At 47.3% G+C, this 16,338-nt stretch carries 18 protein-coding genes; 13 read left to right on the top strand and 5 right to left on the bottom strand.

What is annotated here, in order from left to right; all coding sequences use genetic code 11:
- The first annotated feature begins 93 nt into the window (after nucleotides 1–93).
- The 7 genes from panC (at nucleotide 94) to A8O23_RS14295 (ending at nucleotide 6,340) form a co-directional block, all read left to right on the top strand.
- Entirely contained in the window at nucleotides 94–951 is an 858-nt protein-coding gene (gene panC / locus A8O23_RS14325; protein WP_066622419.1) for a pantoate--beta-alanine ligase, read from the top strand.
- A gap of 179 nt (nucleotides 952–1,130) precedes the next feature.
- Entirely contained in the window at nucleotides 1,131–1,478 is a 348-nt protein-coding gene (gene panD, locus A8O23_RS14320) for an aspartate 1-decarboxylase (protein WP_066622417.1), read from the top strand.
- Nucleotides 1,479–1,496: 18 nt separating this feature from the next.
- Nucleotides 1,497–2,516, top strand: coding sequence for a lysylphosphatidylglycerol synthase transmembrane domain-containing protein (locus A8O23_RS14315; RefSeq protein ID WP_066622416.1), 1,020 nt, complete (start codon nucleotides 1,497–1,499; stop codon nucleotides 2,514–2,516).
- Nucleotides 2,517–2,714: 198 nt separating this feature from the next.
- On the top strand, nucleotides 2,715–3,200 hold the full coding sequence (gene rfaE2 / locus A8O23_RS14310; RefSeq protein WP_074988388.1) for a D-glycero-beta-D-manno-heptose 1-phosphate adenylyltransferase: 486 nt from the start codon (nucleotides 2,715–2,717) through the stop codon (nucleotides 3,198–3,200).
- Between the two features lie 16 nt (nucleotides 3,201–3,216).
- Nucleotides 3,217–3,891 (top strand): zinc metallopeptidase, encoded by a 675-nt coding sequence (locus tag A8O23_RS14305; RefSeq protein ID WP_066622415.1) that lies wholly within the window; start codon nucleotides 3,217–3,219, stop codon nucleotides 3,889–3,891.
- Between the two features lie 221 nt (nucleotides 3,892–4,112).
- Entirely contained in the window at nucleotides 4,113–5,252 is a 1,140-nt protein-coding gene (locus A8O23_RS14300) for an acyl-CoA dehydrogenase (protein WP_066622414.1), read from the top strand.
- A gap of 167 nt (nucleotides 5,253–5,419) precedes the next feature.
- Nucleotides 5,420–6,340: a helix-turn-helix domain-containing protein gene (locus tag A8O23_RS14295; protein WP_066622413.1), complete on the top strand. Its 921-nt coding sequence runs from the start codon at nucleotides 5,420–5,422 to the stop codon at nucleotides 6,338–6,340.
- A 416-nt stretch (nucleotides 6,341–6,756) separates the two neighbouring features.
- On the opposite strand, the gene A8O23_RS14290 is transcribed toward A8O23_RS14295, so the two are convergent.
- The 3 genes from A8O23_RS14290 to A8O23_RS14280 are packed head-to-tail and all read right to left on the bottom strand — an operon-like array spanning nucleotide 6,757 to nucleotide 8,520.
- Nucleotides 6,757–7,536: a phosphoglycerol geranylgeranyltransferase gene (locus tag A8O23_RS14290; RefSeq protein WP_082883074.1), complete on the bottom strand. Its 780-nt coding sequence runs from the start codon at nucleotides 7,534–7,536 to the stop codon at nucleotides 6,757–6,759.
- Nucleotides 7,514–8,134 carry a hypothetical protein gene (locus tag A8O23_RS14285; protein WP_066622411.1) on the bottom strand — a complete coding sequence of 207 codons (621 nt, stop codon included), beginning with the start codon at nucleotides 8,132–8,134 and terminating at the stop codon, nucleotides 7,514–7,516. Before A8O23_RS14285 ends, A8O23_RS14290 begins: the two co-directional genes overlap by 23 nt.
- 14 nt (nucleotides 8,135–8,148) lie before the next feature.
- Complete coding sequence (locus A8O23_RS14280) at nucleotides 8,149–8,520, bottom strand: phage holin family protein (RefSeq protein ID WP_066622406.1); 372 nt, start codon at nucleotides 8,518–8,520, stop codon at nucleotides 8,149–8,151.
- Between the two features lie 464 nt (nucleotides 8,521–8,984).
- Between A8O23_RS14280 and A8O23_RS14275 the strand changes: the two genes are divergently transcribed.
- The 4 genes from A8O23_RS14275 (at nucleotide 8,985) to A8O23_RS14260 (ending at nucleotide 12,333) form a co-directional block, all read left to right on the top strand.
- The gene (locus A8O23_RS14275) at nucleotides 8,985–10,076 is read left to right on the top strand and encodes a tetratricopeptide repeat protein (protein ID WP_066622404.1); all 1,092 of its coding nucleotides are present in this window, start codon (nucleotides 8,985–8,987) and stop codon (nucleotides 10,074–10,076) included.
- 371 nt (nucleotides 10,077–10,447) lie between these two features.
- On the top strand, nucleotides 10,448–11,266 hold the full coding sequence (locus A8O23_RS14270) for a metallophosphoesterase family protein (protein ID WP_066622402.1): 819 nt from the start codon (nucleotides 10,448–10,450) through the stop codon (nucleotides 11,264–11,266).
- Between the two features lies 1 nt (nucleotide 11,267).
- Nucleotides 11,268–11,864 carry a hypothetical protein gene (locus A8O23_RS14265; RefSeq protein ID WP_066622394.1) on the top strand — a complete coding sequence of 199 codons (597 nt, stop codon included), beginning with the start codon at nucleotides 11,268–11,270 and terminating at the stop codon, nucleotides 11,862–11,864.
- A 121-nt stretch (nucleotides 11,865–11,985) separates the two neighbouring features.
- A complete protein-coding gene (locus tag A8O23_RS14260; protein WP_082883073.1) occupies nucleotides 11,986–12,333 on the top strand; it encodes a hypothetical protein in 348 nt (115 codons plus the stop codon).
- 191 nt (nucleotides 12,334–12,524) lie between these two features.
- Here A8O23_RS14260 and A8O23_RS21995 read toward each other — a convergent pair whose 3' ends face one another.
- Nucleotides 12,525–12,656, bottom strand: coding sequence for a hypothetical protein (locus A8O23_RS21995; protein WP_262506451.1), 132 nt, complete (start codon nucleotides 12,654–12,656; stop codon nucleotides 12,525–12,527).
- Nucleotides 12,657–12,885: 229 nt separating this feature from the next.
- On the opposite strand from A8O23_RS21995, the gene A8O23_RS14255 reads away from it, so the two are divergent.
- On the top strand, nucleotides 12,886–14,028 hold the full coding sequence (locus A8O23_RS14255) for a putative sensor domain DACNV-containing protein (protein WP_066622392.1): 1,143 nt from the start codon (nucleotides 12,886–12,888) through the stop codon (nucleotides 14,026–14,028).
- 229 nt (nucleotides 14,029–14,257) lie between these two features.
- Here the strand turns inward: A8O23_RS14255 and A8O23_RS14250 are convergent, their stop codons facing one another.
- Nucleotides 14,258–14,665, bottom strand: coding sequence for a hypothetical protein (locus A8O23_RS14250; RefSeq protein WP_153042216.1), 408 nt, complete (start codon nucleotides 14,663–14,665; stop codon nucleotides 14,258–14,260).
- 293 nt (nucleotides 14,666–14,958) lie between these two features.
- On the opposite strand from A8O23_RS14250, the gene A8O23_RS14245 reads away from it, so the two are divergent.
- Nucleotides 14,959–16,263, top strand: coding sequence for a polysaccharide deacetylase family protein (locus tag A8O23_RS14245; protein WP_066622389.1), 1,305 nt, complete (start codon nucleotides 14,959–14,961; stop codon nucleotides 16,261–16,263).
- Nucleotides 16,264–16,338 lie beyond the last annotated feature (75 nt).

The raw sequence follows: 16,338 nt of genomic DNA, 5'->3' as shown, positions 1-16,338 counted from the left end.
AATTAAGCAATTATTGGCTCATTTTCAATTTATTTGATTTAAATCATACCTTTGGCCTCTTTTTGTCGTACATAAAAAATTTTTCTGCCTGCCATGCTGCAGCTTTCTTCTTTATCTGATATCCGGCGGCACAGCGAGCAGCTCAGGAAACAGAGCTTTAAAATAGGGTTTGTACCTACCATGGGGGCGCTTCATCAGGGGCACCTATCTCTTATAAAGGCTGCTAAAAGTCAAAACGACGTAGTGGTGTGCAGCATCTTTGTCAATCCTACCCAATTTAACAACGCAGAAGATTATAGGTTGTACCCCCGTCTGCCAGAATCTGACGCGCATATGCTGGAAGAGGCAGGTTGTGATGTATTGTTTATTCCTTCGGCTGAAGAAATGTATCAGCAAAAGCCCAGACTTACCTTCAGTTTTGGCGAATTGGAGCAGGTTATGGAAGGCGCGCACCGGCCAGGGCATTTTAATGGTGTGGCCACCGTAGTTAGTAAGCTGTTCCACTTGGTAAAGCCCCACCAAGCTTATTTTGGTCAGAAAGACCTGCAGCAGTTTGCTATTATTAGGCAGCTGGTAGATGACCTCAGCTTTGACCTGCAGTTGGTATGTTTTCCTATTGTGCGCGAGGAAGACGGTTTGGCCATGTCGTCTAGAAACCGGCGGCTAACGGCCGAGCAGCGGGCCCTGGCGCCGCGGCTATACGAGGCCCTGCAGCTTTTGAAAGATAATCTCAAGAATAAGTCGGTAGCCGAGGCAAAAAAAGAAGCTGAGGAATTTCTGGCCGCTTTCCCGGAAATTAAATTAGAGTATCTGGAGGTAGTAGACGCTCAAACCCTGCAGCCTATAACAGGTGTGAAAAGCGCGCCGCAGGTGGCACTTTGCCTAGCCGCCTTCTTTGGCGAGGTAAGGTTAATTGATAACGTACTGCTGTCTGAGGAGCAACACTCGTAGAGAAACGGTAATGTATTGTTTCTGTTTTAGGTCTGTTTTTCTAAAATAAGGCCTGAAACAGCCACTGTATAATGCCGAACGGTAAAAACAGAGTGCAAGGGCAACAAGTCTGTAGAAATTTCACTGTTTCGTTTGTCTCATAAATAATCTATAACTTTGTATGTTTTTAGATTGTTTTGATGCAGATTGAAGTTCTTAAATCCAAGATACACCGGGCCAAGGTAACGCAGGCGGAGTTGCATTATGTGGGTAGCATTACCATAGACGAGGATCTGTTGGATGCCGCTAACATGGTGCCGAATGAGAAGGTGCAAATAGTAAATGTAAACAACGGCGAGCGCTTTGAGACTTACATCATCAAAGGCGAGCGTGGCACAGGTACTGTTTGCCTCAATGGTCCGGCGGCCAGAAAAGTGCAGGTAGGCGATGTAATCATCATTATCTCTTACGCCCTCATTGATTTCAAAGACGCCCGCGTCCACGAGCCTACCGTTATTTTTCCAGACCAGCACAACCGGCTGGTATAGCCCTTCTGCCTTTACGGAATGAAGAGAGTAGCCAACGTCTTTAAATATCTTTTGCTGTTTGCAGTATCGGTGTTTTTGATGGCGTATGCGCTGCGTAGTATTAACTTTGCGGCGGTAAAGGCAGAATTAGCCCAAGCTAACTATTTCTGGATTGGCGTTACCATTGTGCTTTCAGTGGCGGGCTATGTAAGCCGTGCCATACGGTGGCGTATGCAATTCAGGCCGCTGGGCTGCCACCCGTCTTTCTGGCAAACCTACCATGCTTTAATGATAGGGTATCTGGCAAATGTGGTATTGCCCCGCGCCGGTGAAATTATTCGTTGTACTTTTCTAAAGCGTTCCGCAGATGTGCCAGTGAATACCTCGCTTGGTACAGTTATCACTGAAAGAGTCATTGACTTGCTGATGCTGCTGGTCTGCCTTGGTTTTACTTTGTTGATCGAGTTTGATCGGCTCTTTGATTTTTTCAGGGAGATCTTCTCTGAGAAATTCCAGAACCTGGAGCAGAATTTAAACACACTGCTGCTGCTGTTTGCGGTCTTGTTGGTGGGTACGCCTCTGGTTATCTGGGTTGTTTATAGAAACATAAAGCAACTCCGGCAAAACTCCATCTTTAGAAAAGTAGGAAGCTTCTTGCGGGGGCTTTGGCTGGGAGTGTTCAGCGTCAGGAAAATGGAGCAGAAAGGAGCGTTTGTGTTCCATACCCTCTTCATCTGGTTCACCTATTTTCTAACCAGTTATCTGGCCTTTTTCGCCTTGCCGGGCACCTCAGACTTGACGTGGCAGGCGGGTATGGCTATTTTAGTCGTAGGCGGAATAGGTATGTCGGCGCCGGTGCAAGGGGGAATAGGCGTTTACCATATATTGGTTAGAACTGCCTTGCTGTTGTATGCAGTGCCTTTAGACACAGGTATGGCTTATGCTCTCATTGTGCATACCTCAGGCGCTATACTGGTTGTGCTGATGGGCGTGATAAGCTTGGTGGCAAGCGCGTTCTCTAAAGATAGTTCTGCCGTAGTTTCTGCCCCCAAGGCGTAAGAACCTGTTTTGGCTCTGTTTTTCTTAAAACTGCTCCAAAACAGCAGCCTTGTTCTGCCTCTAAGCCAGTTTGCTACACTGGGTAAAAGTGGCGGCAAAAATCGTTTCTTTGCCCCAATTGCCAATTTTCGGCACAATTCCTGCAATCAATTTCTTGAGTTTTCGTTTTAAAAACATCATTTAACCTCCTGCCAATTTATGTTGCCATCACAGGAAAAGATTGTTTCTCTGCCCCAGTTATTAGAAAGAGTAGAGAAATGGCGTCAAGAAGGGCAAAAAATCGTATTTACCAACGGGTGCTTTGATATAGTGCACGTGGGGCACGTAGATTACCTGGAGCGCGCCCGGCTGCTGGGAGACAAATTGGTGCTGGGGCTGAATACTGACCATTCTGTCAGTACTTTGAAGGGATCAACCAGACCCCTTCAGGACGAAATGTCACGTACTAGGGTAATGGCATCCTTTTGGTTTGTAGATGCAGTAGTACTCTTTAGCCAGGAAACCCCGTATGAACTGATCAAAGCCGTACAACCAGATGTTTTGGTGAAGGGCGATGATTACAGTATTGAAAATATTGTAGGGCATGACGTGGTGCTGGCAAGAGGAGGCGAAGTGAAAACTATTCCGTTGGTGCAGGGGTATTCCACCTCAGCGGTGGTAGAAAAGGTAAAGAAAAGTAACTAACAAAAATAAGAAGACTATGATCTGGATAATAATTATTGGAGCCATGCTTGCCTCGGCTTTGGTTAGCTGGACCCTGAAAAGCAAGTTTGAGAAGTATTCGAAGCTGGGTCTTAGTTCCGGACTGAGTGGCCGGGAGATAGCGGAGCTGATGCTGGCTGATAACGGTATTACTGATGTGCGGGTGATTTCTACTCCGGGTAGGTTAACCGACCATTACAACCCAGCTGATAAAACCGTTAACTTGAGCGAAAGCGTGTATGAAAGCCGTAGCGCCGCAGCCGCAGCCGTGGCGGCGCATGAGTGTGGGCACGCGGTGCAGCATGCTCGGGCGTATTCTTTCCTGAAGTTTCGTTCGGCCATGGTGCCTGCGTTGACCTTTGCTAGCCGGTACATGCAGTGGATTTTACTTATTGGAATTTTTGCGTTGCAGGCAACTCCTCTTCCGTTGGCGGTAGGTGTGGCGCTGTTTGCCTTAACTACCTTGTTCAGTTTCATTACGCTGCCAGTGGAATTCGATGCGAGTAAAAGAGCCTTGGCTTGGATGGATACCCGCGGCGTAGTGACAACTCAGGAGCACGGCATGGCGAAGGATGCTCTGAAATGGGCGGCCATGACCTATGTGGTGGCAGCCATCAGTTCATTGGCTACACTACTATATTATGCATCCCTGCTTTTTGGCAGAAGAGATTAGAAAACCTTGCTATTTGTTTTAAGGTAAAAAGGGCGGTGCAAACCGCCCTTTTTTATTTATAGCCTACTGAAAAATAGGGTAGTGGATCAGAAATTTTCAAAACAAACAAACAATTGTTAGCTTTGAAGAGTAATGAGCTGAAACGCTGCTTACATACTAGAAACAGTCCAAGATTTGTTTTACCCATAGCTAAGCAAAGAAATTAATAACAAAGCCAAACCATGGATTTTAAATTAACTGAAGAGCATCTGGCCGTACAGGAGGCCGCCCGTGATTTTGCCCAAACTGAATTGTTGCCAGGCGTGATTGAGCGCGATGAACACCAGAAATTCCCAGAAGAGCAGGTGAAGAAAATGGGAGAGCTGGGGTTCTTGGGTATGATGGTAGATCCTAAGTACGGCGGAGGCGGAATGGACACCGTTTCTTATGTGCTGGCCATGGAAGAAATCTCTAAAATAGACGCCTCGGCCTCAGTGGTCATGTCGGTGAACAATTCATTGGTGTGCTGGGGGCTTGAGAAATATGGCTCTGAAGAACAAAAGATGAAATACCTGCCAGATCTTACTTCCGGAAGAAAGATTGGAGCCTTCTGCCTTTCAGAGCCAGAGGCCGGTTCAGATGCTACCATGCAGCGCACTACCGCCGAAGACATGGGCGATCATTACTTAATCAACGGAACCAAAAACTGGATTACCAACGGCAGCAGCGCCTCTGTATACTTGGTTATTGCGCAGACTAACCCTGAGCTTCGCCACAAAGGCATTAATGCTATAATTGTAGAGAGAGGAACGCCTGGTTTTGAGATTGGCCCGAAGGAAAATAAACTGGGCATTAGAGGTTCAGATACGCACTCGCTCATGTTTAATGATGTAAAAGTGCCTAAAGAAAACCGGATTGGCGAAGATGGCTTCGGGTTTAAGTTTGCTATGTCTACGCTTAACGGTGGCCGCATAGGTATTGCCTCACAGGCCTTGGGTATTGCCTCCGGAGCCTACGAATTGGCGCTGAAGTATTCAAAAGAACGCAAAGCCTTTGGTGTGCCTATCTCACAGCACCAAGCCATTCAGTTCAAGCTGGCCGACATGGCTACTAACATAGATGCCGCCCGTTTGCTGTGCCTGCAAGCCGCCGCAGACAAAGATGCGCATCGGGATTATTCAAAATCAGGGGCAATGGCCAAGTTGTTTGCCTCAAAGGTAGCCATGGACACCACAGTAGAGGCTGTTCAGATACACGGCGGTTACGGCTTTGTGAAAGAATACCATGTAGAGCGTTTAATGCGCGATGCAAAAATCACCCAAATTTATGAGGGTACTTCTGAAATACAGAAAATAGTAATCTCAAGGGAGATATTAAAATAGAAAGGGGTTATTTTGAGGGTTGTACCTGATAAGTAGACATATAGTGATTATGGTTTTATAAATATTTATCAGTTTAAGTTGATTTATTAAAAGTTAAGTGCTAGTTTTAAGCCGACAGACAACTTAAAAAATCAACAAAAACCACAACTCTAATCCAGTACCCTTACATGGAAGATTACAATAAAATAATTGAGTCGCTGAAAGTGCGGTATATCAAGGCTAAAAACCTGGTATTGCAGCAGCCACTCACCGTCCGTAACTATTATGATGTAGGTAATAATCTTATCTTAGTCCATAATGGTATTGTGGCGTTTGGCGAAGATAAACAGGTGGTGGAAGAAGGTCAGTTGCTCTTTATCCCCGGAGGGCGCAGCACCAAAATCTACTACGGTGACACCGAAAGCCGCGTCATTTCTAATGATGATTATATTACCACTAAAGACAAGTTCTTCCGCAGCAACTCTGACCTTGACCTAATTGGTGAGGACGATGATAGCCACAGCTTCGTGAGCTTTGAGGCGAAGGTGTTTGACTCAGTGAACTTCTTTACCTCTCTGGAGGTGCCCGCCTTCGTGATTTCCAGCAACAAGCTGGCCACGCTGGTAATTAAGGTAGTAGAAGAGAGCATGCAAGACCTGCCTGGCAAAGAGCGCATTATCAGCCTTTACACTGAGCAGATGGTGGTGGAGCTGATCCGTTACATCTTAAAGAACAAGATGTTTGTGGAGCAGCTGGCCACCAACAGCACATACTTCAAAGATCCACGCCTCATTGACCTGTTCAACTACATCAAAGAGAACCTGGGTGGTGACTTGTCAAATAAAGTACTCAGCAACGTGGCCAACGTTTCTGAAGACTACGTGGGGCAGTATTTCAAAATGCTGACTGGTATTAACCCGCAAGATTACATAGAGTACCAGCGCATGGAGCGCGCCGTATTCTTGCTACGCACTACCAAGAAAAGCATTAGAGAAATTGGCAAAGACGTGGGCTACAAAGACACCGCCTATTTCTGCCGCCGTTTCAAAATGATGTTCGGTATTCCGGCCGGTAAAATGCGCCGCCGTGAGTCGTCTATGAACGTTTAAGCTGTAGACAAACAATTTACAATAGGAGAGGCCCGCCAAAAGCGGGTCTTTCTGTTTTTAGGCTGTTTTTGAGAAATGAGGGCAAAAACAGGCTGTTGACACTGGCGCCGCAGACTTTCCGGACACTACGGGGTAAAAGAAAGGACAGGGCTTGACTTGTCCGCTGCGGTGGGGTGCATTGATGCTTGCCAAAAAGCATCTTCGTTAGATCTTTCGGCTAGCGCTCAAAATAACCGAAGTATGTGCAAAGGTTGTGAGAGGGGGAAGGATGTTGTTTATTGCTTACAGGTGACTCAGGGCCAACAGGGCGTATGCGATACGCCCCTACGTGACCGTAAAAGAAGAACTCAGAAATGAGAAGAGTCGGAAAGGGTAAAGCCTCTATTTCTAATTTTTAATTCGGCGCAGCCGAGCAGTTACTCTTGCGGTAAAGCCACGTTGAAGCGTTCTTTGACTTCGCTTACCTCGGCAATAAACGTAGGTTGCTTTTCAATGTGGTTGCCTACCACCAGAATATCAGCACCAGCCTTCCAAGCGGCTTCGGCTTTTTCAGGGGTGTTCACGCCGCCACCCACAATAAGGGGCACCGAAACGGCTTGGCGCACAGCTTGAATCATGGCAGGACTTACCGGGTACATGGCGCCGCTGCCGCCGTCTAAGTAGATCTGTTGCAAGCCCAGCATTTGGCCAGCCAAGGCAGTGCAGGCGGCAATAGAAGGTTTGTCGTGCGGTATAGGAGTGGTGCCGCTCATGTAAGAAGCAGTGGTTTGCCGGCCAGAATCAATGAGCATGTAACCCGTAGGGTAAAGCGGAAGGCCGCTTTGCTTTAGCAAGGGAGCGGCGGCTACGTGCTGGCCAATCAGAAAATCAGGGTTGCGGCCGGAAATGAGCGAAAGCAGGAGCAGGCCGTCTGCGGCGGCGTCTATGTACAGGCCGCTGCTCGGGAACAGCACCACCGGAATGTTGCTGTGTTGCTTAATGTAGCTTACAAACGAAGTTTGGTCTGGGTGCGAAATCAAACTGCCGCCCATAAAAAAGAAGTCCACCCCGTGGCGGTGGCTCAGTGCCAGAATTTCTTGGCAACGAGCCAGCGTGAGGTGGTCAGGGTCCAGCAGCACCGCCAACCGCTTTCGGCGGATAGTGGTATCAGGGGTATCTGTAAGAGAGAATATATTAAAACTGTGGCGGTTGGACATCCGGGGTTTGGTCGGGTTCAATTTGGTATTCTACTTGCGTGACCTCTTCTACCAGCACAGGCTGTTCTTGTGTGCGGCCTGACAGTTTCTCTTCAATCAGCTTGGTCAGGTACACCATGAGCATAGCGGCCAGCTGCTGCTCCACTGCTTTAAATAGATCAGACTTGAAGAAAGCCTTGATCATAGAAGTTTCCTCTTTTGGGGTGTAGCCAGGGGCAGTAAGCGTGCCGGTGCTTGGGTGATACACCGCAGGGTACGTACGCTCAATGGCGCTGTACAACGGCTCGTCATCTTCCACTTCCGGAATAGACGAAATCCAGGCACGGTCTTCGGCACCCTTAAACCTAACAGGGTTTTCCAACCTATTGCCTTTCTTTTTCTTCTTTTTAGAAGAATTGTCAGAGCTGCGGCCAATGGCCCTGCTTAGAAAATAGATGCCCAGCAAGGCGCCGCCAGCAATAGCCACTTGTTTCACTATTGTCTGCGACTGGTCTTTCAGTTCAGCTACATCGCTAAGTAACGCATTTTTATATTCTTCTTTTTGACGTTCCAGAAACTCGCGCCGGTCTTCAAAAAGCGGGTTGTTGAGTTCGCTCATGATTAGAGGTAGTTTTAGATAGTTTGGTCAGATTCGTCTGTTTTATAAATAGTGTTCCGGAAGGCCTTGTCTGCCACGCCCTGGAACACCTTCTTGTCCAGCCCCACCAGTAAAACGATGAGCAAGATAAGATAAAAAAGTGTGACTATTCCGAAGCCCCAGAAACGGCTGTCTAATAAATCGTTCAGAAGCAGGGCAATAAATAAATTCAGGAACAAAAGCACCATAAAAGCCACCAATCCCAGGCAAAGGCCATGAAGGGTACCCACAAAGGCGCTTTTCAGTTTTGTCTGCAAATCCAGCTTGATCAGATCAATGCGGGTGTCTATGTACCCCATTAAGTTGCCAATGATGCTATCTGTTTTGCTTTTGTCTTCGTTTGCCATTCTTTTGTTTTATTGATGGTGATAGGAGCACGGTTCAAACCTGCTGTGGTGCCGTAACCTTCTAAAGCAAGAAATTGCCTATTTGTTTACAAACCCAGCATCTTTAACATGCTCTAAAAAAGGTATACGGAAACTTGTGCGGAAAATATTCCAAAAAATGTATATCCTCAACATTCCTTACGGAAATGTGCCGTAGAAGGATGATTTCTATATAATGTGCTGCATAAACAGCGTTTTTAAGCTGTTTTTCCAAAAGTAGACTAAAAACAGAAAAGAGTCCGCCGCCTTTGCTTGTTTGACTGTATTTTTGAGGCAGGAAAAGAGAGCGCAGAAAATAGCCACTTCTTTTACAGCTCATGCTTATTCATAATTTTAAGCCTTTGACTTCATCAAAGTTTTGGCAGAGTGCACTTTTAACTAACTAACAACAACTGGTGAACCAACGGTAAACCATAACCTCTGGCTTGGCAAAGAACTATTACCATACCCTGGGCTTAAGCCCCAACGCTACAGCTGCTGAAATCAAAGCAGCCTACAAGCGGCTGGCGCTTAAATTCCACCCCGATAAAAACCCGGGGAATGTGCGGGCTGAGGAGCAGTTCAAGCTAGTGAATGAGGCGTATCAGGTGCTGTCAAACCCTCGCCGCCGTGCCACCTATGATTTGCAGCGGCAGTATGAGCAACAGCAACGGCAAGCACAGGCCTACTCCAATCCGCGCTACCACCATACCCGTTCCCCCGCCGGCTATAGGGAGCGGTACTATAGGCAGCGGCCCCAGCAAAAGGCAAATTTTTCAAAACGCGACATACAAATTGTGCTGGGGGTGGTGCTCTTGGCCCTACTGTTGGCGCTAGGGTTAAAATTAGGGTGGGATCATTTAGTTTATAGCCGGGTTGTGGAACAGGCGCAGGAGGCAGAGTTGACAGGCCAATGGGAACAGGCGCAGGAAGCATATTCTACTGTTTTAGAATATAAGCCAGAGCTGCAGGAGATGCGCATAAAGCGGGCGGCGCTTCGGTTACAGCAATTAAACGATGCTCAGGGCGCACTTTCTGACTATTCATGGTTGATTCGCAACACTACTGACCCAAAGGCAGAGTGGTATGCCGCCCGCGGAAAGTGTTATCTGGCGTTGAAAAACCACAATCTAGCCATTCAAGATTTTAATGTGGCGCTTACATTGGCGCCGGCCATGGTGCACCTGTACCAAGACCGTGCAGTTGCCAATCTGCAGGCCGAACAGAATTGGCCAGCCGCGCTTGCAGATCTAACCCACTACTTAAACAGCGAGCATATTTCAGCAGAAGAAAAGACAGAAGCTTTTCTTTACAGGGCATTTGCGCATTACCGCACCCAAGAATGGATATCAGCTTGGATAGACACGGAGCAGGCGCTTACCCAAGATTCAACCAATGCCAAAGCCTATTTTTTGCAGGCGCTTATTGCCCGGGCGCAGCAAGGGGAGGCGGTCAGCTGTGAACTTCTGGCCAAAGCGGCCCAGCTGGGCTTTAGAAATGCGGAGGCCGAGCTAGAGCACCACTGTGCGGAACTTTAAGCTGCTGTGTTTTTGCTACTTACTTCAATGATACCTGCTATCGTTCAGGTTGTTTAGCTTGCATTCCTATCTTTTTAGCCTTCCCTTTGCCTTAAAGTTGCGCGTTTAATTTGCCTCCAATACTCTGAGGTAACAAATTCTATCTTAACCAAGGACATCAATAGGGGTAAACACTATATTATATGTCTTAACTAATAAAGAATTAAACAAATATTAGATTGCCTGCTTTAAAGGAAGAATAAAATTAAGTAAATGCATACCCAATATTAAGTACCAAAGAGGGTAGTGCTGTCACCTAGGTGGCAGTGCTGCTTTCACATCTGCCAGAGGTGTTATATCAGCCAAGGCAGGTGCCGTTACCGTCTACTACTATGAAAAGATTACGCTTATCCTTTTACCTCGGCGCGCTGCTGCTGCTTGTCATCTCAAGTTGTGACGAGATGTTTGAATATCACCCTAACCAAATAAGGTTAAACCGCCACGAGAAAAACCTCACTCAAAAATATCTAAATAAAATAGAGAGCCAGAGCCTCGAAGATACCCTGCGCCTGCTGGTCATGGGCGACACCCAGCGCTTTTATGATGCCACGGTAGACTTTGTGGAAAAAGCCAATAGCTTTCAAAACATAGATTTTGTTATTCACCTAGGCGACATCTCTGATTTTGGCATGAGTCAGGAGTTCAGATGGGTGCATGATATACTTAAAGATCTGCGTTGGCCCTACTTAACGGTAGTAGGTAACCATGACTTGCTGGGCAACGCGCGAAAGGTGTACAGCCAAATGTACGGGCCGCTGAATTACTCCTTCGTATATGGGCACACTAAGTTTGTATTTATTGACACCAATAGCCGTGAGTATGGCTTTGACGGTACAACTCCAGATGTAGAGTGGCTGCAAGCGGAACTCACACCCCAACCAAATGACACCTGGAAACAGGCTATAGTGGCGTCTCATATACCTCCCTTTGATTCAGATTTCGATAAGCAGTTGGAGATGCCTTTCCATCAGGTTTTGGCCCAAAGCAAGGTGGTAACCCTAAGTCTGCACGGGCACAAACATTCATGGCTTTCAGAGGAACGGTACGGAGATAATATTTTGTACCATGTTACCACCACAGTAAAGCGCAAGGGATTTACTTACCTCAAGGTATGGGAGGGCGGCTATTCATTAGAAAAGGTTGAGTACTAATATGAAAAAGCTTTTCTTTTTTCTTTTGATAGGTTTACTGAGCGTACAGACAAATGCCATAGCGCAAAGTCAGGCTGTGCAGGAGGAGGAATATTCTCCGTATTACCTTAAGGGACAATTTGCTGGCAGCATTGGGTTAATATCGGTAGGGGTGGGCAAGCAGTCATTTAACAGGCGCCTAGAGTCAGATATATCGTTCGGGTACTTGCCAAAGAAGTTTGGAGGAGACCGGTTGTACACCGCTGCGTTCAAATCAACCTTCTTCCCGATAAAGCCAATAGAGGTGAAAGCAGTGAACTGGCAGCCCCTTAGTATGGGAATGCAGATTAGCTATACCTTCGGGAGTGATTATTTTGCCTCTGAGCGTTTTTTGGCCCGCTACCCCAACCGCTACTACCGCTTTTCTACCGCTTTCCGGTACTACCTTTTTGCCGGTGGGCAGGTAAACTTTGCCCGGGTAGAGAAGCTGCGTAAGTTTAGAGGCTACTATGAAGTGGGCACCATGGGCGAATACCTCATTTCTTATATCCAAAACCCCAGCTACCTGAGCCCTGGCAAAATATTCAACTTGTCACTGGGCGTTAAAATGCGGCTGTAGCTACAGGTTTGCTGGCTTTCAATTCACTTGCTTGTTCCGGTTGAGAATGGTGCATAACAATTTTTCTGCGCTGTAGCAACTGCACAACTCTCTGCCGCTCTGGTAAGTACCGCTGGCATTTATGGTCGCTGCTAAAAAAATTGCGGCGCGGGTGTACGAAAAATCACTGACAAGTCGTAAAATAGGGGAACAAACGGCCCAAGTGATGATGATGGAAGTGAAGGAGTTTAGCCAATTGCCTCTGAGAGAGCAGCTAATCTATGTGCAGGAAAGCGGACGGTATCTGCATGCCCGCCTGAAAGGATGGTGCCACATTAGCCTCTACCATGTAGGTTCTTTCTACGCCGAGGTGTGGCTACTGGAGCACTGCGGCAGTATTGCCATGGTGCGTACCTTTACGTCGCAACAGCAGCTAGACCCTTATCTGCAAACCACTTCCATGGAAAGCCTTTTAAAGGAGTTGGTATAGCCTAATAATTCTACTCCTACTTTTCTGCCTATTTATTATTAGCTCTTCGTAAAGCGCTTTAATCCCATTAATTGGGTTGGCAAAATATCTTTCTTTGCTATTAGCTATAAACAGAATTGTTCATCTGCTGGTTTATTCCCCGCAAACTCTGCTATTAAAAAATGGCTGACGTGGGACCATGATTCACGAATTTACACGAAATAATCCTGCACCTGCTCTAAGCGCTCACCTCTAAGGGGCAGTACAGTTTTTTTGCGCAGGCTGCTGTTATTCTGCATCTGGTATTCCTGTGAAGAAGCTTTAATTACTGTTCTATTTCTCAAGTATAGAAACACGGTGCATTGCGTCGGTCATATAGTACGCTGTTCTTGCCCTATTTTACAAAAGAGTAATGCTTAAGAAAAGCAGGTGTCTGAAAGGAAACCAAGTAACCTGATGCTGAAAAAGTAGGGAGGGCATTGGTACGGGAAAGCTTATTAACGTAAGTTGAGGAAAAAATAGCAGAGAGTGGTAGTACTCTCTGGTTACAGAAGTAGAAGAAAAGGCTTACGCATGAGTCGTACAATTACATATAGAGCCGCCAAAGAAGTGGCGGTAGCCGTTGAGGCACATTTTGCTGGTTTGGTAGCCGCCGCACAAGAGCGGGGGGAGCAATATTTGGCACCAGCTCCCTCAAAGAAAGTGGTGGAAGCCATTATAGATACTGCTTTTTGGGCCAGTCTGCGGCGCGAGGAGGGCAACTCTCCTAAAATTTCGTTAGCACTTCTGCCGCCCGACCATACAGCAAACCCAATGTTGTTTGAACGACGGTTGCCGCTCGCTTCGAGAGTGCTTACCAAGCTGGCGCCGGGGGTAGAGCGACCAGGGGTGCATTTGGGGGTGTGGTACGAGGGCGATTACATTTATGTCTGGGGAACTACCCATGAAATACAGAGCCTTGGCTTTGTGTTGGATGTCTCAGAGCCGGGGTTGTTGGTTGTAAAACACAGGAGGAAAGACGGTTTCGGCAAGTTCGCCAACGTAGCCGTACTCATTGGTGACCAAGTTAAAATTGTAGATGAACACGGCGCCAGTCTGCCCGATTGCCCTGACTTGCTTACCTCCTTGTTAGGTTTTACTACGCCTTCTGCGCTGAATAAATCAGTAAATGTGTTGGTGCAGCTGGCTACTTCAATGCGCGCGCACAAACACGGTGGCACTTTGCTGGTGGTGCCAACTGGCTCTACGGCCTGGCGGCAGTCTATCATTCACCCTATGCAGTACGAGGTGTCTCCGGCCTATACTGGTTTGGCGAACCTCATGAGAAAAGAAACCGCCGACCGCAGTCAAAGCCCTTGGCAAGGCGCGTTTCGGCACGAGATAGAAACCATGGCCGGACTCACTGCCGTTGACGGCGCCACCGTGATCAGTGACCAGCATGAACTACTGGCCTTTGGCGCCAAGATTGGCAGACCCGAAGGAAGCGCGCTTGTGGAGCAGATTGTAGTAACCGAACCAGTAGTTGGTAATCAGGCGCAAATTGTGCACCCCTCGCAAAGCGGCGGTACCCGCCACCTCTCCGCAGCACAGTTCGTGCACGACCAACGCGACGCCCTGGCCTTGGTAGCCTCTCAAGACGGCCGGTTCACAGTGTTCAGCTGGTCTCCGTGCGAAGGCATGGTGCACGCGCATAGAATTGATACCTTGTTGCTGTAGGGAGCAATGCTTCAGCTGCGCCCAACACATCATAGCCTCTCCTTTCTGTCATACTGAAAAGGTCTTGTGGGAAAGTTAGGGAAGGGGCAGCTCTTTTGCGGCGATTAACTGTTTGGATGGTTTCAGCCTCTTTTCTAAAAAACAGGTCAAAAACACGTAGCTTAAAAATTAACTTGAGCTTCTTTGGGCGTAGATGAGGAGATAAAATCAAATTACTAGTTCTAAATTCCTACCCAATAAGCCATTCAACAGCCTCTGCTTTATTGTTAAAATTTTCCAAAGGAAACGGTAATAAGCCCTGCTGCTTAATGTGCGACACGTTATTAGAGGCTGTGTTTTCAACGGCAACACTCTCTGACTGTAGCCGAGCCAGCTTCTGCATACGGGTTTTGGTTAGTCCGGCAACTAAATAAACCGTGATTTCCCTACTTTCCTCCTGAGAGACCGCAATAGTAGTTCTGGAGGAGTCCAGCAGCATACGTTTTACGTCATAGCTAATCAGAAAATCAACCAACGTGTCAATGCTATTCTTGATTTCCGGCAGCATATAACCAACTAAATCGGGGTAGGCTACTTCCAGAATATCGGTAGCCGGATTATAATCTAGTTTAATAATACCGTTGTCATATAGAATCATGCGGTAAAGGTTTCTTGCTGAAAAACGGTCTTTTATTTCTCCTCCTGTAAAATTGCGAAACAAATGCAAGAGGCAATGGCGCTGAAGAAAGAGAGAAAAGGTGCCATTGCTATGAGTCCCTGCGGTAGCTAAAGGGCTGACACATGGAGTTTACACCAACTGCAATATACCAAATTAACCTTACATTTAGTGAAACATCTGTTCCGCAAACCTTTGGCTTTACCTGGTTTACCTATCATGGCTGCTCAAAAGATATTTACGCTTGAAGGTGCTGACTACAAACCCAATTCTGTATGAAACTTATTTTTTCGGCTTTTACTGGTAAAGCAATTAGAAGGCCTGCTTTTATACTAGGTTTGGCTGCCGTTTCTTGTTTGTTGCCTGGTAATGCCACTGCCCAAATAGCCCCAGGTTATGAAGTTGCCACTTGGCAAGGCTTTAAGGCCGCGGCGGTTTCGTACACCTTTGACGATAACACCAGCAAGCAGCTGACGGTGGCTGTGCCGCTGTTTGACCAGTACCAGTTTAAGACTACTTTATTTACCGTAACCAACTGGGGGCCAAATTGGGCAGCGTTGCGAGCTGCCGCCCAAAACGGACACGAGATAGCCAGCCACACCGTATCGCACTCCAGCTTGAATACCCTCAACGTCTCGAATCAAGACACTGAGCTGCGGCAGTCGCAGGCAACCATAAAAAGCAATATAGCCGGTGCTCAGGTTCTCACGGTGGCTTACCCTAACTGCAACATAGGTGATGTACCCACCATCCAGAAATATTACATAGCCGGTAGGGTCTGCAGCGGACAGATTGTGCCTCGCACACCTTCCAATTTCTACCAGATAAGCTCATTGATTGCAGGCTCGCAGGGTGCGGTAAAAACCGCGGCCGATTTCAACGCTCAGGTTAACTCAGCAAAAAACAGTAATGGATGGGCTGTGTTTCTGATGCACGGCATTGACAACGACGGCGGTTATTCTCCGTTGGCCTCGGCGGTGCTGGCAGATCACCTCGCGTATGTAAACACCCACCGTGCTGACTATTGGGTGGCTACATTTGCCAACGTGGTGAAGTATATAAAACAAAGAAATGCGGTGGCTATTTCAGAAAGCACCATTACCGCAGATTCTCTGCAAGTTACTTTGCAAGACAATCTAGATGACCAAGTATACAACATGCCCGTAACGGTGCGCCGCCAATTGCCCAATGGCTGGCAAGGCGCCAGCGTGTACGTAAATAGGCAGTTAGTGGCTTCTGCCGTGAGTACGGTGAACAATACACAATACATAACCTTTGAGGCGGTGCCCACAGGTGGTGAGGTGCATATAGCCAATAAGAAGGCGGTAGTGGCTGGGGTAAGGTCTTTGAAAGATATTCCGGGGCTGAGCTTTAGTCCAAACCCGTTCTCTGGGAGTTTACATCTTACTGCGCCTGGAGCCTTCCAGTACTCTCTATTTTCTTTGAGCGGCCAACTGCTGGAAAATGGTGAGGCAACCGATTCTGCTACAGTGGGAGCAAAGTTGGCGGCAGGTACCTATCTGCTGAAGGTGCAGCACAAGAAAACGACGGGCATTGGTAGAGTGGTGAAGGTAGATTGAGCTAGTGGCGTTTTAGGCCTGTTTTTAGGAAAATAGCACAAAAACAGAACGTCAGAACAGGGTGCTGTAGAAAAT

The sequence above is a fragment of the Rufibacter roseus genome (genome assembly GCF_001647285.1).
GTDB classification, from domain to species: domain Bacteria; phylum Bacteroidota; class Bacteroidia; order Cytophagales; family Hymenobacteraceae; genus Nibribacter; species Nibribacter roseus.
Note: the sequence above shows the minus strand (reverse complement) of the source record. Positions and strands in the feature narration are given on the sequence as shown.

What these genes read in the sequence shown, in the direction of transcription:
- panD (WP_066622417.1), top strand. Translation starts at nt 1,131, where the DNA reads ATGCAGATTGAAGTTCTTAAATCCAAGATACACCGGGCCAAGGTAACG.
- A8O23_RS14295 (WP_066622413.1), top strand. Translation starts at nt 5,420, where the DNA reads ATGGAAGATTACAATAAAATAATTGAGTCGCTGAAAGTGCGGTATATC.
- A8O23_RS14300 (WP_066622414.1), top strand. Translation starts at nt 4,113, where the DNA reads ATGGATTTTAAATTAACTGAAGAGCATCTGGCCGTACAGGAGGCCGCC.
- A8O23_RS14315 (WP_066622416.1), top strand. Translation starts at nt 1,497, where the DNA reads ATGAAGAGAGTAGCCAACGTCTTTAAATATCTTTTGCTGTTTGCAGTA.
- A8O23_RS14280 (WP_066622406.1), bottom strand. Translation starts at nt 8,520, where the DNA reads ATGGCAAACGAAGACAAAAGCAAAACAGATAGCATCATTGGCAACTTA.
- A8O23_RS14285 (WP_066622411.1), bottom strand. Translation starts at nt 8,134, where the DNA reads ATGAGCGAACTCAACAACCCGCTTTTTGAAGACCGGCGCGAGTTTCTG.
- A8O23_RS14290 (WP_082883074.1), bottom strand. Translation starts at nt 7,536, where the DNA reads ATGTCCAACCGCCACAGTTTTAATATATTCTCTCTTACAGATACCCCT.
- panC (WP_066622419.1), top strand. Translation starts at nt 94, where the DNA reads ATGCTGCAGCTTTCTTCTTTATCTGATATCCGGCGGCACAGCGAGCAG.
- A8O23_RS14250 (WP_153042216.1), bottom strand. Translation starts at nt 14,665, where the DNA reads ATGATTCTATATGACAACGGTATTATTAAACTAGATTATAATCCGGCT.
- A8O23_RS14265 (WP_066622394.1), top strand. Translation starts at nt 11,268, where the DNA reads ATGAAAAAGCTTTTCTTTTTTCTTTTGATAGGTTTACTGAGCGTACAG.
- A8O23_RS14255 (WP_066622392.1), top strand. Translation starts at nt 12,886, where the DNA reads ATGAGTCGTACAATTACATATAGAGCCGCCAAAGAAGTGGCGGTAGCC.
- A8O23_RS14260 (WP_082883073.1), top strand. Translation starts at nt 11,986, where the DNA reads ATGGTCGCTGCTAAAAAAATTGCGGCGCGGGTGTACGAAAAATCACTG.
- A8O23_RS14270 (WP_066622402.1), top strand. Translation starts at nt 10,448, where the DNA reads ATGAAAAGATTACGCTTATCCTTTTACCTCGGCGCGCTGCTGCTGCTT.
- rfaE2 (WP_074988388.1), top strand. Translation starts at nt 2,715, where the DNA reads ATGTTGCCATCACAGGAAAAGATTGTTTCTCTGCCCCAGTTATTAGAA.
- A8O23_RS14245 (WP_066622389.1), top strand. Translation starts at nt 14,959, where the DNA reads ATGAAACTTATTTTTTCGGCTTTTACTGGTAAAGCAATTAGAAGGCCT.
- A8O23_RS14305 (WP_066622415.1), top strand. Translation starts at nt 3,217, where the DNA reads ATGATCTGGATAATAATTATTGGAGCCATGCTTGCCTCGGCTTTGGTT.